Genomic DNA, 15,164 nt, shown 5'->3' with positions numbered 1-15,164 from the left:
CCATTTTTTTACTGGAGAATTTTTCAACGAATGATTATACTTACCTGCATAATGTATAAAACAATAGAATGATTATGTGCAAACGTTTTTTATGTTTGTTTTAGTTTATGGGAGGGAGTTTTTATGGTAGATATAAAAGCGCCGCGTGGTGTCAGGGATATACTCCCAGAAGAATCTTGGAAATGGGCTTATGTCTTAAACGTTGCAGCAGAAGTTGCGCGAGATTTCGGATATTCGGAAGTTCATTTACCTATTTTTGAGCACACGGAACTTTTCTCACGCGGAATAGGCGAAACAACTGATGTTGTTGAAAAAGAAATGTATACTTTTGAAGATCGCGGTGGACGAAGCCTTACGTTACGTCCAGAGGCAACGGCTTCAATGATTCGTTGTTATTTAGAGAACAAACTGAATAATGGAGCTCAACCTGTTAAACTGTGGTGTGCTGGTCCGATGTTTCGTTACGAGCGACCACAAAAGGGGCGTTATCGTCAATTTTGGCAGTTGGATTTTGAAAGTATAGGTTCAGAAAATCCTATGATAGACGTGGAAGTTATTGCCTTGTCTCTTGAATTATATAGACGACTTGGTCTCCAGAATTTAGAGGTCGTTATTAATTCAGTAGGGTGTCCTGAGTGTCGCCCAACATATAGAGAAAAATTAAAAGAGTATTTCAAACCACAGCTTGATAAACTTTGTAAAACATGCCAAAGTCGATTTGATCGTAACCCTCTCAGAATTCTTGATTGTAAAAATCCTGATTGCAAAGAGATTACCGAGGGTGCTCCCGATATTTACTCTAGCCTTTGCGATGATTGTCGCAGTCACTTTGATAAAGTACAGGAAAGATTGAATAGTATAGGAGCCCATTTCCATATAGATAAACGGCTTGTTCGCGGCCTTGATTATTATACAAAAACAGCGTATGAAGTTCTTTCAGGAGCTTTGGGAGCGCAAAATGCTGTATGTGGTGGGGGACGTTATGATAACCTTGCAGAAACGATTGGTGGCCCATCTACGCCGAGTGTTGGTTTTGCTGCTGGTCTTGAAAGGATTGTCCTCGTGATGGAAGAACAAAATTGTTCTTTTGGGGCTCGCCCTGATCTCGATGTTTATGCTATCGGACTTGACGAAGTGTCGCGAGAGGAACTATTCAAAATCCTTACGGAACTAAGACAAGCAAATATTGCAGCAGACATGGATTACATGGGACGTGGTATGAAAGCTCAATTTAAATCTGCAGCAGCTTCTGGAGCCCGTTTTGCTTGTATTCTTGGTGGCGATGAATTGGCCAAAGGAGTAGTCAACGTAAAAGACCTTGAAACTGGCGAACAGGAAGAGGTTAAACGAGCCACTATTCTTAATTATATTCAAAGTAAATTATAGAAGTAATAAAGAGTCTATAAAGTAAGTTTGCCGTGTGGTGGAGGTTATAGAATGAGCAGGTCGGAACATTTTGATGCATTCTGGAAGCGCACAGAGATGTGCGGAGCCCTTCGTCTTGAAGATGAAGGACGACAAGTAGTTTTAAACGGTTGGGTACGACGTCGGAGAGACCTTGGAGGACTCATCTTTGTTGAGCTATGGGATAATACTGGAGTTACCCAAGTTGTCTTTAATCCTGAAATTGTGCCAGAAGTTCATGAACGAGCCAAAACATTACGTAGTGAATATGTTATTTCTGTTCGTGGCAAAGTTGGGAAGAGGCCGGAAGGTACAGTAAATAGTTCTATGAAAACGGGAGAAGTAGAGGTTGTTGTCGAAGACTTTTTGTTGCTTTCTCCTGCCGCCCCTCTGCCTTTTGAAATATCGGATGCTACAGACAAAGTCGATGAAAATTTACGGTTGCGTTATCGCTATCTTGATTTACGGCGAGACAAGATGCAAAAAAACTTGAGAATACGAAATAGGATTACTCGATATACAAGAGATTTTCTTGCACAGCATGGCTTTATAGATATTGAAACTCCAATGCTGACCAAATCGACTCCAGAAGGAGCTCGGGATTACTTAGTTCCAAGTCGTGTAAATCCAGGGACTTTCTTTGCATTGCCACAATCGCCTCAGATATTTAAACAAATTTTAATGATAAGCGGCTTTGATCGATATTTTCAGATTGTAAAGTGTTTCAGAGATGAAGATCTTCGTGCAGACAGGCAGCCTGAATTTACACAGATTGATATGGAAATGAGCTTCATAGATGAGGAAGATATATACGCTCTTATTGAGGAGTACATGGCAGGCCTTTTCGAAGAGATAGCTTCTGTGAAAATTCCTACACCATTTAGGCGGATGGAATATTGGGAAGCTATGGATCGTTTCGGAAGTGACAAGCCAGATTTGAGAATACCCTTTGAAATTCATGATCTGGGCGCGGTCTTTAAGGAGAGTGAGTTTGCTCCATTTAAGGAACTTATTGATAAAGGCGGATTTGTACGAGGGTTGCCTTTGCCTGGAGGAGCTTCCCTTTCTAGAAAAGAAGTTTCTCTTGTTGAGGAAAAAGCAAAGAAGCTTGGAGCTAACGGACTTGCATGTTTCCAACTCAAAGAAGGAAAACTTAAAGGACCATTGGCAAAGTTCCTTTCGGATGAGTTGCAACAACGTTTGATAGAGACAGTTTCTTTGAAAGAAGGAGACGCCTGTTTTGTTTTAGCAGATCTTGATCGTTTGACAGTAAGCCAGATTTTAGGTCAGCTTCGTTTAGAACTTGCAAAAGAGCATGGTCTTATTAATAGCGGAAAATGGGAGTTTTTGTGGGTTGTACACTTCCCACTTTTTGAGCGTGACGAGGAAGAAAATAGATGGGTTGCTGTTCACCATCCCTTTACCTCTCCTGTTCTGGAGGATCTTGAATTATTGGAGAGTAACCCTCAAAAAGTCAGATCTCGTGCTTATGACTGCGTATTAAACGGGAACGAGGTTGGTGGAGGTTCTATTCGAATCCACGACCCAGAAGTTCAAGAAAAAGTTTTCGAGTGTTTGGCTTTTAGCAGAGAAGAGGCACGAAAGCGTTTTGGATTTTTGCTAGACGCATTAAGTTCAGGAACACCTCCCCATGGAGGAATTGCTTTTGGTGTTGATCGTCTTGTAATGCTTTTGTGCGGGGCTACATCAATACGCGATGTTATGGCCTTCCCAAAGACGCAAAAAGCGCAATGCTTGATGTCGGGGGCACCTTCTGTTGTAAGTTTAGATCAGCTTCAGGAACTTTATATTGAAAGTGTTGCCCATATTGAAGAGGATTAAAGGAATTCAAAAAAGGCCGGATTTAAATCCGGCCTTTTTTAACATTCTTATATTTTGAGAAAGGAGCTGTTAGATATGATTCGCATCTATTATGTGGGACATTCTGCTTTTCTTATCGAAACAGAAAAGGAGAAATTTCTAATCGATCCTTTTATTACAGGTAACCCTCAAGCTGTAGATACTCTTGATTCTTTCGATAAGATTGATTACATCTTTGTGACCCACGGTCACGGAGATCATTTAGGAGACACAGTAGAAATCTGTCGGCGTACTCAAGCGATCGTAATTTCTAATTTCGAGATTTCACAATATCTGGGAAAAAAGAACATTTCGTGTCATCCAATGCATATTGGCGGTTCTTTTGAATTTCCCTTTGGCAGGGTGAAAATGACTCCAGCTCTTCATGGATCCGACCTTACTGACGAAAATGGAAATGTTGTAGCAGGTGGAAATCCATGTGGTTTTCTCATCGAGATTCACGGTCAAAAGATATACCATGCTGGTGATACCGGTCTCTCAATGGAAATGCACCTTTTGAAAGAAGAGCACGTCAATGTCGCCCTTCTTCCTATTGGTGGCAATTTTGTAATGGATATTTATGATGCTGTAAAGGCTGTAGACTTTATTCAACCATCAATCGTTGTACCGATACATTACAATACATTTGATCTTATTAAGGCGAATCCAAAAGAATTCGCAACCCTTGTAGGTAAAAAAGCAAATGTCAAAATATTAAATCCAGGAGACGAATTGATTCTGAAAGCGTAATTTACACTCCTAATATCGAAGTTCATATGTAGGATAATATATTCGCTCATCATGCAAGCCTTTGGCTTGTCGTTCAAGCGCTTTCTTAGCTTGATCGCCCATGTTTGCTGCTAAAACAGACGTAAGAATGTGAATCAAGAAGATAGGCCCTATTATTGAACTGCCAAAAGTAGGGCTCATATCGCTGACAAAGAAAGAAAGTTTGGCGAATTTACATACAGGGGCAGCTGGACTATCAGTAATCGTAATAATCCGAGCTCCTCGTTCAGCTGCCAACTTTATTGAGTCCGTAACCTCTATTACATAGCTAGGCAATTCGCAAACAATGACAATATCTCCTTTTTCTATCGCTCTTGCTTGCTCGATAAGAGCCAGAGATCCTCGCTTTAAAAGAACTCCTTTCAAACTTAACTCTAGAAGACGAGTATAAAGAGATTCCGCTACCAGAGCAGATATTCCCCAGCCTACGCAAAAAATAGTCTTGCCTTCTTGCAACATAGAACAAAAAGTCGAAACCTGATCTGCCTGAATTTGATTCCACGTGTCGTCAATATTGGCATGTTCGAGACGATATATTTCGTCGGGTATGTCTTTGTGATCTTTCATAATTTTCGAAAGCATGGCAGATGGATTAACTTGTTGTAACACCGTCTTTTTAAGAGCATCTTTCAACGATGCGTACCCATCGTAGCCAAGCATCCTTGCTACTCGAACAAGTTGTGCTTTGGAAACATCCAGCTTATCAGCAACCTCTCCGATAGATAAAAAAGCAGCTTCTCTTGAATTTGCAAGAATGTATTCAACAACCCGTCTTGCTTTGTTAGGCATACCATCCATTTTCTGCCTTAAGAGATCCAAAAAATCCTGATCAGACATAAAAACACCTCCATGTAGCAGAAAACCCTTTTAATAAGGTTCTGTGTACTTGAGTTTATTTCAAGTTATGATTTCCGTCAATAATGAACAAAAGTTAGTGAAGATTATCCCATATAAAAAGGCGATCTTTAGTTGCTTTAGGAGTTAGACCGGTCATTGAAGATAACACAGAAAGTCCCCAATTACCATGTCCACTGAATAAAGATATATCTTTCTTAAAAACAGTCCAGGGGCCTTGAGGAGCATTCTCTATTAATGCAAGAGCTAGTGCTATACTCTTGGCTAATTCTCCAAAAGCTGGATGGTGAGGTCCAGCTACCACAGATTCTTCTAAAGTTTCCGTTTCTTGAAGTCCCACACGTTGGACAGCGAACCCTAATTTTCGCGCATTATAAAGGAGAGAGCCTACCCAATGGGCAGCTTCTTCCACAGATAGCGGTTCATATCTTTGCATTATTAAAAGTTGTTCCAACGCTGTATTTCTTAGCACAAGACAAGGATAAAAACGAAGAGTCATTTCACAAGGCCCTTTTAGTTCTGCAAGTTTTTGTATGTCACTGAGAGAACTTTCCAAAGTTTGTTCAGGAAGTCCTACCATCATTTGAGCAGCTGCGCAAAAACCATTTTCCTGAATGAGATGAAGAGCGTGTAAAGCCTCCTTTTCAGAATATCCTCTATTGCAGAGAGAGAGAATATGATCATCAAGAGAGGATATCCCCAGCTCAATCATAGAAACGGGAAACTCTTTTAACCATTGCAGCCTCTCTTCGGAAATACACAGAGGATGAGTAGAGAAGCGAACACAACTACCAACAGGCGCTGTTTCTAACGCTTTTAGATATTCCTCCTGCAATGTCAATGGTTGACACGTAAAACTTCCGCCAAAATAACAAAGCTCAACTGGTTCAGAAAGCTCTGCCAGCATATTTTTGACTTCCCAAGGTGATGGTGGTTGATATTCTCCTGTTATGGCCCCCTGATCACAGTATATGCAGCGATGCGGGCAATTTCTCATAGGGAGGAAGACTGCTCTTCGTTTCATCTTTTTTCATTAGCCTTTCTGATCTATATTTTCGTTTTGCCAAAAAGAGACAGTTGCTTCTATAATTTGCTTTATGAAAGAGAGTTCATTTTTAGAAAAACGATAGCTCTTATACCAAATTTCTACGTCTTCTGCATTTTCGAGAACTTCTTCAAGGTGAACTCTTCCTGCTTCGTCTGAAGGAGCTCCTTTTACGAGGTCTGTGATTTCAACATCAAGAGCTTGAGCTAATTTCGCAAGAAGTTTCATTGATGGAAGTCGCCTGTTACTCTCAAGGGCTTGTATATAAATTCGACTCACATCAGTTTTATCTGCAAGGGCTTGTTGTGTTAGTCGTGCGGCTTTTCGTAATGTTTTAATGCGTATTCCTAAACTCATAGAATAGAAACCTCCATTTCAGCTTCGTTATCATATAATGTGTATTATAGAAACTTGATTACATATTGTAAATTACGTTGCAAAAAAAGCTCTCTTGACTGTTTTTACCTGCTGAATGATACTACATGAAAGGTAAAAATAAAGACTAAAAATATTTTGTTATTGACGAAGATAAAAGAAAGGGGAATAAAGACGTGGATTTCAGACAGCTTGAAAGCCTTGTAGAAATTCTTGAAAAAGGGAGTATTTCAGGGGCTGCAGCATCTTTAGGAATCTCCCAACCAGCGGTGAGTAAACATATAGCTCGTCTTGAAAAAGAGATGGGTATTAAAATTTTTGTAAGAGGACAGAAATGTTCTAAGCTTACAGTAGAGGGCGAGATCCTTTACAATTTTGCTAAGAAAGTTGTTTCTTCTTTGAATGATATAAAACGAGAAGTTTCTAACGCTTCAGCAGAAGTAGCAGGAACTGTCACTATAAGTGCCAGTTCAATTCCGGGAGATTTTGTGTTGCCATCGATGCTTGTCGAATTTCGCAAAGAATATCCTTCAATAGATGTTGAAGTTTACATATCTGATTCTAGAGAAGCTATCGAAAAACTCGTTACGAAAGAAGTGGATCTGGCTGTCACTGGATTTAGCCGCAATACTTCAGGACTAGAGTCGTATCCGCTATGTGAAGATGAACTCGTTCTTATTGTTCCACCGAATCATCCCTTAGCTCTACGGAAGTCAATAACAATGAAAGATATAGAGGCTCTTGATATTGTGGGTCGCGTTCCAGGTTCCGCTACTCGTAGATTATGGCAAGATGCTTTCAAAGAATATTACGGAGAAGAAAAAGAGCTTGGGTTAAGCTTTGGTCATGTGTCTGCTGTGGTTAATGCCGTTGAATCAGGTGCGGCGGCGGGGATAGTTTCAAAATTGGCAGTGGAGAAAAATCCTCGATTAGCAAAAATACCTTTTAGCCCGGCATTAAAGCGCTCTTTTTACATCACGTATGGCACAGTTTCTACCCGAGCAATGGAGTTGCTTATAGAGTTTTTGTCTGAAAGAATAAAAAAAACACAGGAGGTGTAACTGGTGTCGACGGACGTAGTTTTTGATCCAGTAGACAACGTTAAGGCTTTCCTTGATGAGAACGGTTACGAAGGAAATATCACCATAAGCAAGGAAACTATTTTTACGGTTGAGGATGCTGCTCATGCAGTAGGAGCACCTGAGGAACATATTTTGAAGACGCTCCTTTTGTTGGCTGATGAGGAACCTCTATTGGCTCTTATGTCGGGGCCGAATAGGGTTGATACAAAGAAAGTAAAAAAAATTCTGAGAGCTAAGAAAATAAAAATGGCATCTCCAGAATTTGTTTACGAATACTCGGGGTACAAAATAGGTGGGGTTTCTCCAGTTGGATATCCGGAAAAGATCCCCACTTTTTTAGATGAGGATCTTTTCCAGTATGAAACTGTATGGGCTGCTGCTGGTACTGATCATGCATTTTTCCCCGTTTCTCCCGAAGAATTATGCCGTCTTACGGAAGGAGAAAAAGCTGATATTAAAAAAGACCTATAGACGTTTTTCTGGAGCTAACGCTTCAAACCATTCGTCGAATTCTCGATTTAAATAAAGAGTTTTGAGGGGAATAATGCATATTTCAATATTGTGAAAAGTGACCGCGTGTAAGATATGACCAGCGAGGCATGTATGGTCGGGGCGACTAAATACTGCGTGTAAATGAGGATATATTCCTGCCTGTTTGTAACTGACGTTTCCACTCAGAGCAGAGAGTTCCATAACTTCGTTATACGTGACTTTTTCGTATTCCTTACCATTAAACCAACCGAAAGTGACGCTTGATACCATGCCTGCCGCCGAGACAATAACCGCAGAGTCAACATCCTGTTCTTTGCACACATAATTGATGGAATTATGGATGTCTTCTCCATCAGTGAGACGTATTACTATCATTTCATCAGTCGCTGCGTATTTCATTTCTACACCTCCCGGTGGGAAATGATCTTTTCAATATTGTATCATGGAACAGGCTACATTTTAAGAATATTAAGTTTCGTCTTACAATGGGGTGGTAGGAGTGTCGTTTTTTAACGTAGCACTTATTTTAATCGTAGGTATAGTCGCAGGTTTCTTAAATGTAGCCGCTGGTGGCGGAAGTATGTTGATGTTGCCTCTTCTCGTTTTTCTTGGAATGGATATGAGCGTAGCAAATGCAACGAATCGTGTGGGGATTTTCATGCAGAATCTTGTCGCGAGCGGGAAGTTCCACAAAGAGGGGGTTTTGCGTCCTAAGGAAGCGCTATTTTTTATTATTCCAGCAGCTTTAGGGGCAGTCGCAGGAACTTTCTTGGCTATAGAGCTCAATGAAATTTTTTTGCGAATTGTTATCTCTATTTTAATTTGTATAATGGCTGTTCTCCTCGTGATTAAGCCAAAAATGTGGGAAGGTACAGGCGTTCGCAGAGGTTCTCCATGGTTGCTTAGAATTATCTTTTTCTTTATAGGTGTCTATGGTGGTTTTGTTCAGGCTGGAGTAGGCTTTTTCTTTATTTGGGCTTTTGTTGGTTTGACGGGATATGACTTGTTACATTCTAACGCAATTAAAGTTACAGTTATTCTATGTTACACAGCTATTAGCTTGCTCCTCTTCGCTTCTCGGGGATTAGTGCATTTACAGACAGGGCTTATTATTGCATGTGGCACGATGATAGGTGGCTTTTTAGGCGCTCGATTTAGTATTGCAAAGGGAAACAATTGGTTAAGATGGGTTCTAGCTACAGTAATTTTTGCGAGTGCAGCAAAAATGATTTTTGATGTTGTTCATATGTTGTAAAAGGAAAAAGAAGGCGAAGGAAATAAAATTCCTTCGCCTTCTTTTCTATTAACCATTATAGAGGTATTTTTGAAGATCTGGGCCTTTTAGCCCGGCGCCCAATCCGGCAGCTAGCTTTAAACGAGCCTGAAGTGGGCGTAAATTCCCACCATCATAAGCACCCAATTCAAGAAGTTTATTTAAACTTCCTTCGTAAGCAAAGAATTGACGAGTACGTCCCATGAAACATCGCGAGGTTATAACAACAGGAATATCATCTCGTATAATTTTTCTTAGAAATGGAATCCAAGAGGGCGGAACGGCGCCGTCGCCAAACCCCGCAATGACAAGACCATCCAGATCTTTATCCGTTGTTTCAGAAAGTATCTTGACGAGAATCTCGCCTCCTCCAAGATTTGCATATATTAACTCAACGTTTCTTGCTGGCACCAGATTTCCTTCAAGTATTTTCCCTCGTTTATATACCCTGAGTATATGAATATCTTCCCCTATTATTTCTCCAACGGGACCTCTATCTGGAGAAATAAAGGCGTTCCTTCGATGATTAGTTTCTTCTGTTATTTCTGCGGCGGCAAAAAGTTGGTCCTGCAGGCATATCATTACTCCCAGTCCCCAACATTTTTGAGAAGAAGCGGCATTAAGGGCTTGAGTTAAATTAATAACAGCATCTGTTCCGGCAAGGTCGTAAGGTAACGTTGCTGCTGTAAATATGACAGGCTGAGGATAGGCCCACAGAAGATCTGTTAAATAGGCCATCTCTTCTAGCGTGTCAGTACCACTTGAAACAACAATTCCGTCAATGCCATCGACAACGAGTTTATTCAATATTTGAATGAGATCAGTTGTCATACGTATAGAATAATGGCTGCTTGGTTGATGACTCCAATCCACAAGCACCACATTTTCCGTTAGGCTCTCTGGAAGCCATGAAAGCATTGTTTCTCCATTTACGGAAGGCTGTCTTCCCGTCTCTTCATCTCTTTTTAATCCAATTTGCCCTCCAGCGACTACAAGTGCTATTTTCCCTCTCTTGGGCATTTGAGCATCCCTCCTCAGGTCCGTTAAGTTTACACGAGAAATAGGAAGAATGCATCTTTGTGTTTAGTAACCAAGATTCTCTCCTACAACTATAACGTGGGTTTTTCTTCCCATAGTGGGACGTTCCAAAATGAGTACAGCTCTGCAAACACGTGATTGACTATTGCAATTAACACAATGACCTACATGAGTACATGGAGTATCAATATTTAATCGAATAGCATTTGGAGGCGTAGCTTTATCTCGTATCCGTGCAAGGGCACTGTCTATATCTCGTGCTATTTTATTTATTCCTACAACAAAAATTAGAGTATTTGTACCCCATGCCATAGCACTCACTCTATTTCCTGTTCCATCAATATTAACAAGCATGCCATCTTGAGTCAGCGCATTGGAACTTGTTAGAAAATAGTCAGATAGAAACTCTTTTTTAAGAACCTCTTTCTTTTCTTCTGGCGAGAGAGAGGGATCCCAATGCTGAGCAATAGTACATCCTCGTTCTGAGAGTTTTTCAAGAGCGCCGATTTGTCTGATGGTGACGCTTCCAGGAATTCCAACAGTTGAATTTTGAGGGATGAGGTTTAAAACCTCATCGAGGGCTTGTTGACGATTGTCAGCATAGACCGCTTCAAAGCCTTTTGATGACAGGGCTTTTACAACTTCGAGACCTAACTGACGATTACTTGTAGATTGTGCGGCTGCAAATGGATCTTGTGAATGTGTCATATTCGTGCCTCCTTCTATTGCCCATAAGGGCCGAAGATCAACCTCCTTATAATTACAAGAAATGTGAAAAAAGTCCAGCTATGCTGTAAAGGTTTTTCTCTTGACACTCAAAGTGGTGAAGCGTATAATTTCTCTGTTTTAAGAGGAGGTTCGATTTTATTATGAACGAGGAAAATCTTCTTAAAGAACGTCTTTACCTTAACGAGCTTTATGATTTGTATGGCCCTCTTTTGACAGAAAAACAACGGAACGCCTATGAATATCATGAATTCTCAGATCTTTCCATTTCAGAGATAGCTGAGCGTTTAAATACATCAAGGCAAGCTGTTTTTGATCTTATAACAAGAGCGAAAAGCAGACTCGAAGAGTTGGAAGAACTCCTAAAGCTTCATGCTCGGATAACGAACCTTGAAAAGCAAATAGAGAATTTGGAAAAAAGTTTGTAGAGAGTTACTACCCCCTTTTCCTGGGAGGGATCGTATATATGTTTGAAGCATTGAAAGAACGTTTGGAATCTGTATTTGATGCATTAAAAGGGAAGGGTAAATTATCTGAGGAAGATGTAAGTTCGGCCTTAAGAGAAGTACGGCGTGCCCTTCTTGAAGCTGATGTGGATTACAAAGTAGTTAAATCACTTGTTGATTCAATTCGTGAACGCTGCGTTGGGCGTGAGGTTCTTGATTCCATAACTCCTGGCCAGCAGGTTATTGCCATTGTTTATGAGGAATTAGTTAGCCTTATGGGGGCTGATGTGGTTCCTTTTACCATTGCTTCTAAGCCACCAACTCTTTGCATGATGGTTGGTTTGCAGGGAAGTGGTAAGACGACAACAACAGTTAAAATAGCAAAGCGCCTTCAGAATGCGCACAGACCTCTTGTCGTTGCATGTGACCTCAGACGTCCGGCAGCTATAGAGCAGTTAAAAGTTCTTGCGCAACAAAGCAAAGTTGCTTTTTACGGCCCATCCGATAACACTCAAGATGTTCTTAAAGTTGCCAAAGAGGCTCTTGCCTATGCAGAGGCTCATCTCAATGATCTTGTTATTTTTGACACAGCAGGTAGATTACACGTAGATGAAGATTTGATGGATGAGCTTAGCCAATTGAAAGAACTTGTGCAGCCCCACGAAGTATTGTTAGTTGTAGACGCCATGACAGGGCAGGAAGCAGTAAAGGTAGCGTCCAGTTTCCACGAAAAACTGACTTTGACAGGGGCAGTTTTAAGCAAGTTGGATGGAGATGCCCGCGGTGGTGCTGCATTAGCTATTCGGGCAACGACGAATGTTCCTATAAAATTTGCAGGTATAGGCGAAGGCATTGATGCTATAGAGCTTTTTGATGCGCGACGAATGGCCCAGCGTATTATTGGTATGGGCGATGTTATGGGCTTGGCAGAGCGTGTTCAGCAGGTTACATCACAGGAAGATGTCGAAAAAATTACTAAAAGTCTTAAGAAAGACAAGCTTACCATGGAAGATCTTTTGTTGCAGTTTGAACAAATAGAGAAGCTTGGGCCTCTTGATAAGATTATGGATATGCTTCCTGGCATGGGAAAAATGAAAGAGTTGAAAAATGCGGAGCTTGACCCTAAACGATTAAAACAATCCAAAGCTATCATTCAGTCTATGACAATAGAGGAGCGGCGCAATCCTCAAATTATAAAGGGAAGCCGCAGGCGGCGCATAGCTGAAGGTTCTGGTACCAGCGTACAAATGGTAAATCAACTTCTTAAACAATATGATCAAATGAAACAACTTTGGAAATATATGGGGAAGGGCAAAAAGGGACCTCGTCTCCCTAAAGGTCTTTTTGGCGGTAAAGGTTTACCCTTCTAGTATCCATATAGGAGGGCAAAGAAAGAATAGATCTATTTTTTGTAAAAGCAGGAGGTGTCATAGTCAATGGCAGTTCGAATTCGTTTGGCCCGATATGGGCGTAAGAAAAACCCATTTTACCGGCTTGTAGTCGCCGATTCTAGATCACCGCGAGATGGACGTTTCATCGATCTTCTTGGAGTATATAATCCGATGGAAGATCCCGCAGTGATTCAGGTTGACGAAGAAAAGGCTCTTCGTTGGTTGAAAAACGGAGCGTCAGCTTCTGATACCGCTCGTGGCATATTGAAGAAAGCTGGCGTGTGGGAAAAATTTGCCGCAGAGAAAAATTCTGCTGAATAATGATGTCTAACTACCAGAATCTCGTTAAGTATATTGTCGATCACCTTGTTACAGACCCTGATCAAGTACTTATCACTTCAGAAATGAATGATCGCGGCATAGTGATGGTATTGATTAAAGTTGCGCCTGAAGATGTGGGGCGAGTTATAGGGAAACGTGGAGCTACAATTAATGCTATACGTTTAGTAGTCAAGGCTGCGGCAGTGAAAGAAAACGAAAGAGTGGAAGTTGATATCGTAGCAGACTGAGGTGACAGTCATGGAAAACCGTAATCTTGTAACTATAGGGCGTATCATAGGGGTACACGGAATTCGGGGGAGCATAAAAATTATGCCTCTCACTGATTTCCCTCGTCGTTTCCTTATGATGGAGAGCCTTGCAGTTTACGGTGAAGACGACTCTTTAATGACTGTTCTCTCCATTGAAAAGATTAGAATTGCTGAAAACAAGGGAGTTCTCATTGCCGATACGATGGAACTTCAGACAGTTGAAGAGGCAGAGTGTCTCAGGGGTGGTTTGATCAAAATTCCCGAGGAAGAAAGGTATGCTTTGGAAGAAGGGGAATATTGGGTTGATGATCTAATCGGTGTCGATGTGTATGAGAAAACAACTAATTGTTATTTAGGAAAAATAAAGGATGTTTTTTCTGCAGGGGAAATGGATATCTATGCCGTTATTTCAGAAGATGGCAAAGAACACTTTATTCCAGCAGTTTCAGAGTTTATCAAAGAAGTGGATATTGAAAATCAAACCATGAAAATAGAACTTATTGAAGGATTGTGGGAATAATGCACGTTACTATTATTACAGCATTTCCCGAGTTTTTTAACGACTTCCTTTCTACAAGCATTATTGGCCGGGCCGTTGAAAAAAAACTAATAGACGTCGACGTTATCAATCTTCGAGAATTTGGGCTTGGTAACTATCATCAGATAGACGACTATTCTTTTGGCGGGGACGGTATGGTTCTCATGCCAGAGCCTCTCACAAAAGCGTTGGAAAAAGCTCGACAGACTTCTTCTGGAATGTCAACGGTAGTCTATCCTAGTCCTCAGGGGGCAATGCTTACGCAAGAAATGGTTGAGTCTCTTGCTAGTCGAGAGCACATCATCATTATCTGTGGGCATTATGAAGGAATAGACGAACGTTTTTCGGAAAAGTATGTTGATGTTGAAGTTTCCATTGGAGATTATGTTTTAACGGGGGGAGAAATTCCCGCTATGGCCATTATCGATTCTATGGCTCGCCTTGTTCCCGATGTGGTAGGGCGAAATGGTGCTGTAGAGGAGGATTCCTTTTTTAGAGGAATGTTAGATTTCCCACATTTCACACGACCGGCAGTATGGGAAGATAAAGAAGTTCCACCTGTACTTCTTTCTGGTAATGATAAGGAAATAGACAGATGGCGAAAGCAGCAGGCTGTTCAACGTACATTATGTAGACGTCCTGATTTGCTCAGTCGGGCGAATATTTCTTCTTATTTGGAGAAAGGTGTATATGTGGCCTTAGTGCACCATCCTGTAATTGATCGTTGTGGGGAAAAAACAACAGCAGCGCTTACAGGGTTGGATCTTTCTGATATTAGTCGTTCTTGCCGTACCTATGGGGTGCGGAAGTTTCTTGTAATAACTCCTTTGAAAAGCCAAAGAGAACTTGCTAAAACCGTGGCTTCACATTGGGTAGAGGGGTATGGTGCTACCTCTTATCCCAGTAGAGCGGAAGCATTTAAGGTTATGAAAACGGTTTCAAATGTTGATAGAGCTATTCAGTGGATAAAAGATAAAGAGCATGACGAACCTTTAGTAATAGCGACAACTGCAAAGTTTCATGATGAAGCTATTCATTGGCTTGAAATGAAGCGCACTCTTCTTGAGTTGCAGAAACCTGTTCTTTTTCTCTTCGGTACGGCTTCCGGCTTACACGAAGATGTTCTGAATAAGTGTTCCGCACTTTTGCAACCGCTTTCTGGGGGAATGGAAGATTATAATCATCTTTCGGTTCGAACCGCTGTGGGCGTTACTCTTGACAGGTTTTTCGGTTGGAGATAAAAGATTTCGTAATGCGAGT

General features: G+C 41.1%; 18 protein-coding genes. 12 read left to right on the top strand and 6 right to left on the bottom strand.

What is annotated here, in order from left to right:
- Positions 1–123 precede the first annotated feature (123 nt).
- From hisS to RBH88_RS07645, 3 genes are all read left to right on the top strand, one after another.
- Positions 124–1,386: a histidine--tRNA ligase gene (gene hisS / locus RBH88_RS07655; RefSeq protein WP_213690330.1), complete on the top strand. Its 1,263-nt coding sequence runs from the start codon at positions 124–126 to the stop codon at positions 1,384–1,386.
- A gap of 51 nt (positions 1,387–1,437) precedes the next feature.
- Positions 1,438–3,246, top strand: coding sequence for an aspartate--tRNA ligase (gene aspS / locus RBH88_RS07650; protein ID WP_213690329.1), 1,809 nt, complete (start codon positions 1,438–1,440; stop codon positions 3,244–3,246).
- A gap of 75 nt (positions 3,247–3,321) precedes the next feature.
- Positions 3,322–4,014, top strand: a complete 693-nt coding sequence (locus tag RBH88_RS07645; RefSeq protein WP_213690328.1) for a metal-dependent hydrolase — start codon at positions 3,322–3,324, stop codon at positions 4,012–4,014.
- A 9-nt stretch (positions 4,015–4,023) separates the two neighbouring features.
- Here the strand turns inward: RBH88_RS07645 and RBH88_RS07640 are convergent, their stop codons facing one another.
- From RBH88_RS07640 to RBH88_RS07630, 3 genes are all read right to left on the bottom strand, one after another.
- Positions 4,024–4,890, bottom strand: a complete 867-nt coding sequence (locus tag RBH88_RS07640; RefSeq protein WP_213690327.1) for a MurR/RpiR family transcriptional regulator — start codon at positions 4,888–4,890, stop codon at positions 4,024–4,026.
- A 94-nt stretch (positions 4,891–4,984) separates the two neighbouring features.
- Entirely contained in the window at positions 4,985–5,905 is a 921-nt protein-coding gene (locus tag RBH88_RS07635) for a radical SAM protein (RefSeq protein ID WP_307879508.1), read from the bottom strand.
- Positions 5,906–5,941: 36 nt separating this feature from the next.
- Positions 5,942–6,310, bottom strand: coding sequence for a helix-turn-helix domain-containing protein (locus RBH88_RS07630; RefSeq protein ID WP_213690325.1), 369 nt, complete (start codon positions 6,308–6,310; stop codon positions 5,942–5,944).
- 194 nt (positions 6,311–6,504) lie between these two features.
- On the opposite strand from RBH88_RS07630, the gene RBH88_RS07625 reads away from it, so the two are divergent.
- Together RBH88_RS07625 and RBH88_RS07620 are read left to right on the top strand one after the other, a co-directional pair.
- Positions 6,505–7,389 carry a LysR family transcriptional regulator gene (locus tag RBH88_RS07625; protein WP_307879507.1) on the top strand — a complete coding sequence of 295 codons (885 nt, stop codon included), beginning with the start codon at positions 6,505–6,507 and terminating at the stop codon, positions 7,387–7,389.
- A 3-nt stretch (positions 7,390–7,392) separates the two neighbouring features.
- Positions 7,393–7,881 carry a YbaK/EbsC family protein gene (locus tag RBH88_RS07620; protein WP_213690323.1) on the top strand — a complete coding sequence of 163 codons (489 nt, stop codon included), beginning with the start codon at positions 7,393–7,395 and terminating at the stop codon, positions 7,879–7,881.
- Here RBH88_RS07620 and RBH88_RS07615 read toward each other — a convergent pair.
- Positions 7,876–8,301 carry a PPC domain-containing DNA-binding protein gene (locus RBH88_RS07615; protein ID WP_213690322.1) on the bottom strand — a complete coding sequence of 142 codons (426 nt, stop codon included), beginning with the start codon at positions 8,299–8,301 and terminating at the stop codon, positions 7,876–7,878. The two genes, RBH88_RS07620 and RBH88_RS07615, sit on opposite strands and share 6 nt — an antisense overlap.
- Positions 8,302–8,401: 100 nt before the next feature.
- Here RBH88_RS07615 and RBH88_RS07610 point away from each other — a divergent pair, with 100 nt between their 5' ends.
- Positions 8,402–9,157, top strand: a complete 756-nt coding sequence (locus RBH88_RS07610) for a sulfite exporter TauE/SafE family protein (RefSeq protein ID WP_307879506.1) — start codon at positions 8,402–8,404, stop codon at positions 9,155–9,157.
- A gap of 48 nt (positions 9,158–9,205) precedes the next feature.
- On the opposite strand, the gene RBH88_RS07605 is transcribed toward RBH88_RS07610, so the two are convergent.
- Together RBH88_RS07605 and RBH88_RS07600 are read right to left on the bottom strand one after the other, a co-directional pair.
- Positions 9,206–10,195: an asparaginase gene (locus tag RBH88_RS07605; protein WP_213690320.1), complete on the bottom strand. Its 990-nt coding sequence runs from the start codon at positions 10,193–10,195 to the stop codon at positions 9,206–9,208.
- 63 nt (positions 10,196–10,258) lie between these two features.
- Entirely contained in the window at positions 10,259–10,921 is a 663-nt protein-coding gene (locus RBH88_RS07600; RefSeq protein ID WP_213690319.1) for a lactate utilization protein, read from the bottom strand.
- 161 nt (positions 10,922–11,082) lie between these two features.
- On the opposite strand from RBH88_RS07600, the gene ylxM reads away from it, so the two are divergent.
- From ylxM to trmD, 6 genes are all read left to right on the top strand, one after another.
- Positions 11,083–11,367 carry a YlxM family DNA-binding protein gene (gene ylxM / locus RBH88_RS07595; protein WP_213690318.1) on the top strand — a complete coding sequence of 95 codons (285 nt, stop codon included), beginning with the start codon at positions 11,083–11,085 and terminating at the stop codon, positions 11,365–11,367.
- Positions 11,368–11,405: 38 nt separating this feature from the next.
- Complete coding sequence (gene ffh / locus RBH88_RS07590) at positions 11,406–12,755, top strand: signal recognition particle protein (RefSeq protein ID WP_213690317.1); 1,350 nt, start codon at positions 11,406–11,408, stop codon at positions 12,753–12,755.
- A gap of 66 nt (positions 12,756–12,821) precedes the next feature.
- On the top strand, positions 12,822–13,097 hold the full coding sequence (gene rpsP / locus RBH88_RS07585) for a 30S ribosomal protein S16 (RefSeq protein ID WP_213690316.1): 276 nt from the start codon (positions 12,822–12,824) through the stop codon (positions 13,095–13,097).
- Positions 13,098–13,099: 2 nt separating this feature from the next.
- On the top strand, positions 13,100–13,345 hold the full coding sequence (locus RBH88_RS07580; protein ID WP_213690337.1) for a KH domain-containing protein: 246 nt from the start codon (positions 13,100–13,102) through the stop codon (positions 13,343–13,345).
- 10 nt (positions 13,346–13,355) lie between these two features.
- Positions 13,356–13,886: a ribosome maturation factor RimM gene (gene rimM, locus RBH88_RS07575; protein WP_213690315.1), complete on the top strand. Its 531-nt coding sequence runs from the start codon at positions 13,356–13,358 to the stop codon at positions 13,884–13,886.
- Complete coding sequence (trmD, locus tag RBH88_RS07570; protein ID WP_213690314.1) at positions 13,886–15,145, top strand: tRNA (guanosine(37)-N1)-methyltransferase TrmD; 1,260 nt, start codon at positions 13,886–13,888, stop codon at positions 15,143–15,145. The genes rimM and trmD overlap by 1 nt, the downstream gene beginning before the upstream one ends.
- Positions 15,146–15,164 lie beyond the last annotated feature (19 nt).

It is taken from the genome of Aminobacterium sp. MB27-C1 (assembly GCF_030908405.1).
Taxonomy (GTDB): domain Bacteria; phylum Synergistota; class Synergistia; order Synergistales; family Aminobacteriaceae; genus Aminobacterium.
Note: the sequence above shows the minus strand (reverse complement) of the source record. Positions and strands in the feature narration are given on the sequence as shown.

Bases quoted from the DNA above. Each gene is read 5' to 3' on its own strand.
- RBH88_RS07580 (WP_213690337.1), top strand. From the start codon at position 13,100: ATGTCTAACTACCAGAATCTCGTTAAGTATATTGTCGATCACCTTGTT.
- rpsP (WP_213690316.1), top strand. From the start codon at position 12,822: ATGGCAGTTCGAATTCGTTTGGCCCGATATGGGCGTAAGAAAAACCCA.
- trmD (WP_213690314.1), top strand. From the start codon at position 13,886: ATGCACGTTACTATTATTACAGCATTTCCCGAGTTTTTTAACGACTTC.
- RBH88_RS07640 (WP_213690327.1), bottom strand. From the start codon at position 4,890: ATGTCTGATCAGGATTTTTTGGATCTCTTAAGGCAGAAAATGGATGGT.
- aspS (WP_213690329.1), top strand. From the start codon at position 1,438: ATGAGCAGGTCGGAACATTTTGATGCATTCTGGAAGCGCACAGAGATG.
- RBH88_RS07635 (WP_307879508.1), bottom strand. From the start codon at position 5,905: ATGAGAAATTGCCCGCATCGCTGCATATACTGTGATCAGGGGGCCATA.
- RBH88_RS07645 (WP_213690328.1), top strand. From the start codon at position 3,322: ATGATTCGCATCTATTATGTGGGACATTCTGCTTTTCTTATCGAAACA.
- RBH88_RS07605 (WP_213690320.1), bottom strand. From the start codon at position 10,195: ATGCCCAAGAGAGGGAAAATAGCACTTGTAGTCGCTGGAGGGCAAATT.
- ffh (WP_213690317.1), top strand. From the start codon at position 11,406: ATGTTTGAAGCATTGAAAGAACGTTTGGAATCTGTATTTGATGCATTA.
- rimM (WP_213690315.1), top strand. From the start codon at position 13,356: ATGGAAAACCGTAATCTTGTAACTATAGGGCGTATCATAGGGGTACAC.
- hisS (WP_213690330.1), top strand. From the start codon at position 124: ATGGTAGATATAAAAGCGCCGCGTGGTGTCAGGGATATACTCCCAGAA.
- RBH88_RS07600 (WP_213690319.1), bottom strand. From the start codon at position 10,921: ATGACACATTCACAAGATCCATTTGCAGCCGCACAATCTACAAGTAAT.
- RBH88_RS07615 (WP_213690322.1), bottom strand. From the start codon at position 8,301: ATGAAATACGCAGCGACTGATGAAATGATAGTAATACGTCTCACTGAT.
- ylxM (WP_213690318.1), top strand. From the start codon at position 11,083: ATGAACGAGGAAAATCTTCTTAAAGAACGTCTTTACCTTAACGAGCTT.
- RBH88_RS07630 (WP_213690325.1), bottom strand. From the start codon at position 6,310: ATGAGTTTAGGAATACGCATTAAAACATTACGAAAAGCCGCACGACTA.